This is a genomic window from Haladaptatus sp. W1 (assembly GCF_001723155.1).
Lineage (GTDB): Archaea > Halobacteriota > Halobacteria > Halobacteriales > Haladaptataceae > Haladaptatus > Haladaptatus paucihalophilus.
In genome coordinates this window covers 1-8,669 of the sequence record NZ_MEIH01000147.1, presented here as the reverse complement: position 1 = coordinate 8,669, position 8,669 = coordinate 1, and the positions used below count along the sequence as shown (strand labels likewise).

Annotated in this window: 10 protein-coding genes and 2 pseudogenes; 8 read left to right on the top strand and 4 right to left on the bottom strand. The window is 64.2% G+C overall.

Annotation, left to right across the window (positions count from 1 at the left end; genetic code table 11):
- Positions 1 to 479, bottom strand: a pseudogene (locus BG842_RS27340) (P-loop NTPase); the annotation flags it as partial.
- A gap of 167 nt (positions 480 to 646) precedes the next feature.
- Between BG842_RS27340 and BG842_RS27335 the strand changes: the two are divergent.
- Positions 647 to 1,054, top strand: coding sequence for a hypothetical protein (locus BG842_RS27335; protein ID WP_083252473.1), 408 nt, complete (start codon positions 647 to 649; stop codon positions 1,052 to 1,054).
- A gap of 72 nt (positions 1,055 to 1,126) precedes the next feature.
- Here BG842_RS27335 and BG842_RS08145 read toward each other — a convergent pair.
- The 3 genes and pseudogenes from BG842_RS08145 to fer form a co-directional block, all read right to left on the bottom strand.
- A pseudogene (locus tag BG842_RS08145) lies at positions 1,127 to 1,516 on the bottom strand (magnesium transporter); the annotation flags it as partial.
- 97 nt (positions 1,517 to 1,613) lie between these two features.
- Positions 1,614 to 3,005: a signal recognition particle protein Srp54 gene (locus BG842_RS08140; RefSeq protein WP_069450387.1), complete on the bottom strand. Its 1,392-nt coding sequence runs from the start codon at positions 3,003 to 3,005 to the stop codon at positions 1,614 to 1,616.
- 55 nt (positions 3,006 to 3,060) lie between these two features.
- Positions 3,061 to 3,717 (bottom strand): ferredoxin Fer, encoded by a 657-nt coding sequence (fer, locus tag BG842_RS08135; protein WP_069450388.1) that lies wholly within the window; start codon positions 3,715 to 3,717, stop codon positions 3,061 to 3,063.
- Between the two features lie 105 nt (positions 3,718 to 3,822).
- On the opposite strand from fer, the gene thpR reads away from it, so the two are divergent.
- The 7 genes from thpR (at position 3,823) to BG842_RS08100 (ending at position 8,547) form a co-directional block, all read left to right on the top strand.
- A complete protein-coding gene (gene thpR, locus BG842_RS08130) occupies positions 3,823 to 4,380 on the top strand; it encodes an RNA 2',3'-cyclic phosphodiesterase (protein ID WP_069450386.1) in 558 nt (185 codons plus the stop codon).
- Between the two features lie 53 nt (positions 4,381 to 4,433).
- A complete protein-coding gene (locus BG842_RS08125; protein ID WP_026177798.1) occupies positions 4,434 to 4,586 on the top strand; it encodes a 50S ribosomal protein L39e in 153 nt (50 codons plus the stop codon).
- The gene (locus tag BG842_RS08120) at positions 4,586 to 4,864 is read left to right on the top strand and encodes a 50S ribosomal protein L31e (RefSeq protein ID WP_069450385.1); all 279 of its coding nucleotides are present in this window, start codon (positions 4,586 to 4,588) and stop codon (positions 4,862 to 4,864) included. Before BG842_RS08125 ends, BG842_RS08120 begins: the two co-directional genes overlap by 1 nt.
- A 4-nt stretch (positions 4,865 to 4,868) precedes the next feature.
- Positions 4,869 to 5,534, top strand: coding sequence for a translation initiation factor IF-6 (locus tag BG842_RS08115; protein ID WP_007976391.1), 666 nt, complete (start codon positions 4,869 to 4,871; stop codon positions 5,532 to 5,534).
- Positions 5,535 to 5,643: 109 nt separating this feature from the next.
- Complete coding sequence (gene pfdA / locus BG842_RS08110) at positions 5,644 to 6,102, top strand: prefoldin subunit alpha (protein ID WP_069450384.1); 459 nt, start codon at positions 5,644 to 5,646, stop codon at positions 6,100 to 6,102.
- Between the two features lie 6 nt (positions 6,103 to 6,108).
- The gene (ftsY, locus tag BG842_RS08105; protein WP_069450383.1) at positions 6,109 to 7,227 is read left to right on the top strand and encodes a signal recognition particle-docking protein FtsY; all 1,119 of its coding nucleotides are present in this window, start codon (positions 6,109 to 6,111) and stop codon (positions 7,225 to 7,227) included.
- A 351-nt stretch (positions 7,228 to 7,578) separates the two neighbouring features.
- Positions 7,579 to 8,547, top strand: coding sequence for a methyltransferase domain-containing protein (locus BG842_RS08100; protein WP_069450382.1), 969 nt, complete (start codon positions 7,579 to 7,581; stop codon positions 8,545 to 8,547).
- Positions 8,548 to 8,669 lie beyond the last annotated feature (122 nt).

Here is an 8,669-nt window from a genome sequence, read left to right as displayed (position 1 = left end):
GCGCGTCGCGTGTCGTCGGTAGCGACGTCTTGCGGCGTCGTCACGACGACGGCACCGGTCACAGGTAGTCCCTGGAGGATGGTCAGTTGCACGTCGCCGGTTCCCGGTGGCAGGTCGACGACGAGATAGTCGAGTCCGCCCCAGGCGACGTCCTCGAACAGGTCCGACAAGACGTTATGGGCCATCGGGCCGCGCCAGACGACCGGTTCCTCCTCGCCGACGAGGAGGCCGACGCTCATCACTGACACGTCGTACGCCATCGGTGGGATGATGCGGTCGGTGTCGCCGTCGTGCGAGACGGTGGGGTCGTCGTCGACGCCCAGCATCCGCGGGACGTTCGGCCCGTACACGTCGGCGTCGAGAATGCCGACGCGCGCGCCCCGTTCGGCGAGACCAGCGGCGAGATTAGTCGCGACGGTCGATTTTCCGACGCCACCTTTGCCGGACGCCACCGCTATGACGTTTTTCACGCCGGGGAGTCGTACTCTCGATTCTCTTCGGCGCGACGACCGGAACGGGCATCGGCTACCTCGTCGGACTCACCAGCGGACTCGGCCTCTGGTATCTCGGGACGAAGGAGATAGACCGGGCGTACTGGACCCTGCTCGACCCCTACGCGGAGTACACGAAGCAGGTGCGTCGAACCGTGGCGGGAACGACACCCCACGAATCGACGTACACGCTGAACTACAGTTCCGGCGCGTCCCTGTTCGTAACGCCCGACGAACGCTACTTCACTACGACCGTCTTCGTCGGCGACGAGACGGTCACGTTCCACGAGGGCGTCGGCGTCGATATGGTGGCACGAGTTCCGTATTCGAAGGACGAAGCGACCGAGATACGTTACGAGTGGCTCTCCTCGATTCAGTACGAGAAACCGTACGTGCGCCTCGAACTGACGAGCGGAAAATCGATTCGATACTACGCGAACGACCGTCCCGACGAGTTGCTGGCCGAGGTGGGTGAGCACATCGAACGCCGTTCACGGGACACCGCGGAAGAAACGGCCGCCACGGGAAAAATGGCCGAACGAGTTCAGCGCGAATTCAACTGACCAGCGCCGCGTCCAGCACTTCGAGCGGGTGGCGGATATCGTAGCCCGTCCCGTGATTCATCTGCATCGCGCCGCGATTGCGAGCAGAGTCGGAAGCGGCGCGACCGAATCCGAGAGAGCCTTCAGAACGGCGAACGCGACCACCGACGCGAACAGGCTGGCGAGGATGCCGTTCGCCAGCGAGGCGACGATGGCCGCCCACACCCGGTCGTCGTCCGGGACGAACGACGGTTCGACCAGTCCTTGGTGCAGTCCGGACGCGAGGCGCGCGCCGAGCGACCCGTAGACGTTCCCGCGGGTAGCGAGAAGGGCGGGGACGAGGACGAGCAACCCCGCCACCTGACGGAGTTCGGCGCGCATTCCGCTGAGGACGACGCCCGCGAACAGCCCACCGACCATGCTCGCGGCGAGGGCGGGGAGCGCTTCGCGGTACGCCTCGGCGGCGACTTCCCGAACGGTCATCTACTGCTGTGGACACGGGCACGGGACAAAAAAGCGGTGTGTCGCGATTCCACTTGCGCCGATAGTTCTGGTCGGACGAAATCGAAGAGAAAGACGACTATCTGAACGGCCCCATGCCGCCCATACCGCCACCGCCGCCACCGCCGCCGCCCTGCATCTTCTTCATCATGCGCTCCATGTCGCCGCCCTGTCCCATCCCTTGGAACTGTTTGAGCGTCTGGGACATCATCTTGTGCTGCTGGAGGAGTTCGCGGATGCGTTCCTCGTCCTGCCCGCTCCCGCGAGCGATGCGGCGAATCTGGCTCGCGCCGATGGACCGCGGGTTTTCGAGTTCCTTGTCCGTCATCGAGTCCATGATGATCTCGAAACTCCGCATCCGGTCTTTCGTCACGTCCATCGCGTCGTCCGGGAGTTCGTCCATGATTCCGCCGCCGAAGCCGGGAATCATGTCCATGACCTGTTCGAGCGGCCCCATCTTGTTCATCGCGTTCATCTGATGGCGCATGTCGTTCAGGGTGAACGACCCCTTCATCATGTCCTCGGGGTCCCAGTCCTCTTCCTCCTCCGTCTCGGACATGGCGCGCTCGACGCGCTCGGTGAGCTGTTTCAGGTCGCCCATGCCGAGCAGGCGCGAGATGAAGCCGTTCGGCTCGAAGCGCTCCACGTCTTGGACCGTCTCACCGGACCCGAGGAAGGCGATGGACGAGTCCGTCTCGTTGACCGCCGTCAAGGCACCGCCACCCTTCGCGGTCCCGTCGAGTTTCGTGATGACGACGCCGTCGATGCCGATGGACTCGTCGAACTGCTGGGCTTGATCTTTCGCACCCTGTCCGATAGCCGCGTCGAGGACGAGCAGGTTCCGGTCGGGGTCGACGACGGACTCGATTTCCTCGATTTCCTCGATGAGGTCGTCTTCGAGCGCGTGGCGACCCGCCGTGTCCACGATGTGGATGTCGGCGTCGGCCGTCTCTTCGAGTCCTTTCCGCGCGATGTCCACGGGGTCCTCGTTGTCCGGGTCACCGTAGAAATCGACTTCCGCGCGGGAGCACATCTCCTTCGCCTGGTCGTACGCACCGGGCCGGAAGGTGTCCGTCTGGATGACGGCGGGGCGAAGCCCCTTCTTCGAGAACCACCACGCCATCTTGGCGGAGGTGGTCGTCTTCCCCGACCCCTGCAATCCGGCGAGGAGAATGGTCTGGTTTTCGAGCGGGATTTCCGTGCTCTCGCCGACGAGGCCGACGAGCTCCTCGTAAACGATACTCAGCACGTGGTCGCGGGCCGTCGTCCCGCCCGGCGGTTCCTCCTCCAGCGCGCGCTCCTTGATGGACGAGGAGAGGTCCATCACGAGACTCACGTCCACGTCGGCCTGCAGAAGGGAACGCTGGATTTCCTTTACAATTTCCTCGACGTCATCTTCGCTGACGCGCGATTTCCCACTCAGCTTGTCGAGTGAGCCGCGAAGAGAACTGCCGAGATTGTCGAGCACCATCGTTGTGCTCCCTTGGGTTCGTAGTCGTTTAAAGGCTTTTTCTAGTCCGTCGGCGTCAGTCACCGGACCGTGCCTGCCCGAACTGCTGGGGCGGCAGTCGGAGTTCGTCGAGACCCGGCAGATGCTTGATGTTGTAGATGACCTGCATGTGGTCCGTAATGGGCGCGCTGATACAGGAGAGTCGGAACCCGCGGTCCAGCATCTCGGACGAGAGGACGTGATTCGATGGCATGTCCATCTCCCCGTCCACGACCGCAACCGCGCAGTTCGCACACGCCCCGCCGCGACAGGCGAACGGCCACTCGTACCCCCTATTTTCCGCCGCTTCGAGAAGCGTCTCGTTGTTGAGAACGTAGAACTGCCCGTAATCCTCGGCATCCAGCCCCATGGCGGCGGCCTTGTCGAACAGTCCGTCGTCGTCCACGTTCCAGTCGTAGTCGTCGATGACCTCGTAGTTGAGAAATTCGACCATCGGATGCTTCGGCGTTCGGTCCCGCTCCTCGACGCGTTCTTCGTCGGCGGCTTTCTCGTCTTTCTCGCCGCCGATGTCTCCCGATTGAATCGCCTGATACGCCGCTCGGACCCGCTGGAATTCGCGGTGGGACCCACCGTGGTCCGGGTGGGCCTCCTTTATCCGTCGTCGATACGCCTCGACGACTTCCTCGTCATCCGCATCCGAATCGAGTCCGAGAACGCTGAACGGGGAGTCCACATGTGAGTGGTAGGAAATGGAGCGCATAAATCCTCTTCCCCTGCGGTCGGGTCGAACCGGTCACCGGTGTCAACGTTCAAGCCCGCTGGCGACGAAGGGTCGCGCATGCGACTGTTCGTGAGCATCGACCTGCCCGACGACCTCGCGGAAAGCGTGGACGGCGTTCAAGACAGGTTCCGCGACGCCGACGGGCTCTCGTTTACGGACCCGAGACAGGCCCACGTCACGGTCTCGTTCCTCGGCGAGGTGGATGACGACCGCGTACCCGTCATCGAAGATGCGCTCGAATCGGCCGTCGATGACGACATCGACTTCGGGCCGTTCGAGGCCGAGGTCGGCGGCTTGGGCGTCTTTCCGAGTTTGGAGTACATCAGGGTCGTGTGGGTCGGCATCGGGGACGGCGCGGAGGAGATGGTCCTGCTCAACGATGCCGTCGAGTCGCGGTTGTACGACCTCGGCTTCTCGCCGGACGACAACGAGTTCGTCCCGCACATCACCATCGCCAGAATGAAGCACGCGGGGGGAAAGGAACTCGTTCAGCGGAACGTCCGCGAACTCGATCCGACGGTCGGTCGGATGGACGTTTCGGAGGTCAGGCTGACGAAGAGCGAACTGGGCGCGAACGGCCCGAGCTATTCGACCGTCGCGGCGTTCCCCCTGTGAGGCCGCTTGAAAGGAACAAGATTTTATGCGACGGCGGAAAAGTGGCAACCACTATGGGCAAGAAGTCGAAGGCCAAGAAGAAGCGACTGGCCAAGCTGGAACGGCAGAACAGCCGCATCCCGGCGTGGGTCATCATGAAGACGGACCGCGACGTAATGCGAAACCCGAAACGCCGCAGCTGGCGGCGTAGCGACACTGACGAATAATGAGCGCAAGTGATTTCGAGGAGCGAGTCGTGACGGTTCCGCTCCGAGACGTGACGGCAGAGGCAAAGCACAAACGAGCGAACAAGGCGATGAAACTGGTGCGCGGGCACCTCGCCCAGCACTTCAAGGTGGACGAGGACGACGTGCGTCTCGACCCCTCCATCAACGAGGCGATCTGGTCGCGCGGTCGAAAGAACCCGCCGCGAAAGCTCCGCGTTCACGCCGCCCGCTTCGAAGAAGAGGGCGAGTCCGTCGTCGAGGCGGAGTACGAAGAGTAGAGCGGTGCTTCGTACCGCGTTCAACGGCTCGGCGTACATCGGCGTCTTCGCACGTGCGACTGACGAGTATCTGCTCGTCCGCCCGGATTTGGACGACGAACTCCTCGACTCCCTCCGCAAGGAGCTGGAAGTCGATGTCGTCGGAACCACGCTCGGTGGGTCGTCCACCGTCGGCGCGCTGGTGGCGGGCAACGAGAACGGTTTGCTCGTCAGCGGTCGCATCACCGACCACGAGCGCGAGCGAATCGAGGCCGTCGTGGACGTTCCGCTCACGAAGTTCCCGGGGCGCATCAACGCCGCCGGAAACGTCGTGCTCGCGAACGACACCGGGGCCTACGTCCATCCGGACCTCCCTCGGGAGGCCGTGCAAGCGGTTTCGGACGGGCTCGACGTTCCGGTCGAACGCGGCACCATCGCTGGCGTTCAAACGGTCGGAACGGCCGGAGTGGCGACGAACAGAGGCGTTCTCTGCCACCCGAAAGCCACCGACTCGGAACTCGACGCTATCGAGGAAATCCTCGGCGTCCCGGCCGACATCGGCACCATCAACTACGGTGGGCCGCTGGTCGGGTCCGGACTCCTCGCCAACGCCCACGGCTACGTGGTCGGAGAGGAGACGACCGGTCCCGAACTCGGCCGTATCGAGGACGCGCTGGGCTATATCGACTGATTTTCGGCTCGTTACGTTTTCGGTCCGAGTTAGCAACATTCTTCCCGCTTGCTCACGCACGTGTGGACATGAGCACGATTACTCGCGGAACGGAGTGTGAAGCACGATGATGGGCGGCGGCAATCAACAGATGCAGCAGATGCAACAGCAGCTCCAGCAGTTGGAAGCCGAGAAGGAAGAACTGAACGGCGAAGTCGAAGACCTGCGCGACGAGAAAGGTGAAGTCGACGAGGCCATCGAGGCAATCGAATCGCTCGACACCGGCTCGGTCGTCCAAGTTCCGCTCGGCGGCGGCGCGTACATCCGCACGAACGTCGAGGATATCGACGAAATCGTCGTCGAACTCGGCGGCGGCTACGCCGCGGAGCGCGACCAGGAGGGCGCAATCGCGTCGCTGAAGAGCCGCAAGGACCTTCTCGACGACCAGATCGCCGACCTGCAGGAGGAAATCGGCGAGGTCGAAGCCGAGAGCGACCAGTTGGAGCAGAAAGCACAGCAGATGCAACAGCAGCAGATGCAACAGCAGATGCAGCAGATGCAACAGCAGCAGGAAGACGAGGACGAATAACCGGCGATGTTCGACAGTCTGAAGGATAAGCTGAGCGGGTTCCGTAAGGACGTCGAGGAGACGACCGAGGAGAAGGCCGAGGAGGCCGACGAAGCGGAAGCTGAGGCGGACGCTGAAACGGTCGAGGAAACGGTCGAAACGGAACCCGCGGAGACGGAGACGACACCCGAGCCGGAATCGACGGACGACTCCGATTCGGAGGACGAAGAGTCCAGCAACGGGCGCGGCGGTTTCGCCCAGAAGGCCAAATCGTTCGCTCGCGGTGAAATCGTCATCGAGGAGCAGGACGTCGAGGACCCGCTCTGGGAACTCGAAATGGCGCTGCTCGAAAGCGACGTCGAGATGAGCGTCGCACAGGAGATGCTCGACGGCATCCGCAACGACCTGGTCGGCGCGACCCGCAAGTTCAGCGCCGAAACGGGTGATGTCGTCGAGGACGCCCTACGCGATTCCCTGCTGTCGGTCATCAGCGTCGGGCAGTTCGACTTCGACCAGCGCGTCGCCGAGGCGGACAAACCGCTCGTAATCATCTTCACCGGCGTCAACGGCGTCGGGAAGACGACGAGCATCGCCAAACTATCGCGGTACTTCGAGGAGCGCGGCTACTCCTCGGTGATGGCGAACGGCGACACCTACCGCGCCGGTGCAAACCAGCAGATTCGGGAGCACGCGGACGCGCTCGACACGAAATTCATCGCCCACGAGCAGGGAGGCGACCCCGCCGCCGTCATCTACGACGCGGTGGAGTACGCCGACGCCCACGACATCGACATCGTGCTGGGCGACACTGCAGGTCGCCTGCACACCAGCGAAGGCCTGATGGACCAGTTGGAGAAAATCGGCCGCGTCGTGGACCCCGACATGACCATCTTCGTGGACGAGGCCGTGGCCGGGCAGGACGCCGTGCAGCGCGCGAAGGAGTTCGACGAGGCCGCCGAAATCGACGGCTCGATTCTGACGAAGGCCGACGCCGACTCGAAAGGCGGGGCCGCCATCTCCATCTCGCACGTCACGGGCAAGCCCATCCTGTTCCTCGGAACCGGACAGGGCTACGACGACATCGAGCAGTTCGACCCCGAGCGGATGGTCGAACGACTGCTCGGCGACGAGGAAGAAGAGGAGTAATCGACTTCGGATTTTTTCGAAGCCGCCGTTCGAGAGTGGCGACACCACCGCTTTCGGGACGCGCGATGCGAACGATTCGCGCGGTCGGCGCGAATCGTTCCCGTGCCCGGGGAGGTAAGGGGACGCCGAGGGAGGGCGGTCGTGCGCTTCCGACCGCTCTCCCGCATGCGGTTGCGGTCGTTCATTGTGCCTAGTCGCTGCGGTCTAGGTCGCCAAATCGAACGGCGCTGGAGTAGTCACGGAACCACCACCAAACCCCGGACGAGCACTTCCTCGTCCCCGTCGTGATTCGCAATCCCCAAGACGACGGCTCCACTCCCCTCGAACGAAACCGGACGACGGAGAAATATCGTGTACGTACTGGAACTCGGCGGACAAGACGACGAATTCGCGGCGTGCGAAGCGGCGAGTGCGGCGAGCGGGGTGGAACTCGTCGCGCCCGGCCTCGCGCGCGCGGCGGCGATTACGGAGCGCGTTTCCAGCCTCGCGTACACCCACCGCGCGAACGAGTTGGTCGGAACGACAGACGCCGACGTGGCGAGCGCCCGAACGCTGCTCTCCGCCGCGCCGATAGAGCGCGAGGGGACGGTCGCGGTGCGTGCGCGCGCGGTCCGCGAGACGGCCGACGTCAGCACCCAGCAGGCCGAACGCGAGTTGGGGCAGGTGCTCGTGGACCGCGGCTTCGCCGTGGATTTGGACGACCCCGACCACGAACTCCGAGCGACGTTCTCCGGGGACCTGTGTGCGCTGGGGTGGCTGGAAACCGAGAGCGTGCGCGACTACGGCACGCGCAAACCGACCGACCGGCCGTTCTTCCAGCCCGGAAGTATGGACCCGCTGCTCGCACGCGCGTTGGTGAACATCGCCGGAGCAAGAGCGGGAACGACGCTCCTCGACCCGATGTGCGGGACGGGCGGCGTGCTCATCGAGGCCGCGCTGGTCGGTGCGCGGCCGCTCGGTGCCGACGCACAGGAGAAGATGGTCCGCGGGGCAGCCGAAAACCTCGACCACTACGCACCGGACGCCGCCGCGGCCACGGTTCGCGGCGACGCGACGCACCTGCCGTTCCCCGACGACGCCATCGATGGCGTGGTGTTCGACGCGCCCTACGGCAGGCAGTCGAAGATAGCGAACCTCGACCTCGACGACCTCGTTGCCGGTGCGCTCGCGGAGGCGCGACGAGTCGCCTCCCGCGCCGTCGTCGTCGGCGACCGCTCGTGGGCGAGCGAAGCGACCGACGCGGGGTGGAGCGTCGAAAACGAGTTCGAGCGGCGAGTACATCGGTCGCTGACGCGGTACGTCGTGGTGCTCTCGCGCTGAGAAGGTGTCGGAGTTCAGCTCATTTTGCCCGTCGCCGACAGTAGCGGCGGGACGAGGAGACCGAGGACGGCACCGTAGACGAGGTGGGCCAACAATCCCGACGGATGGAGATTCGGCACGAG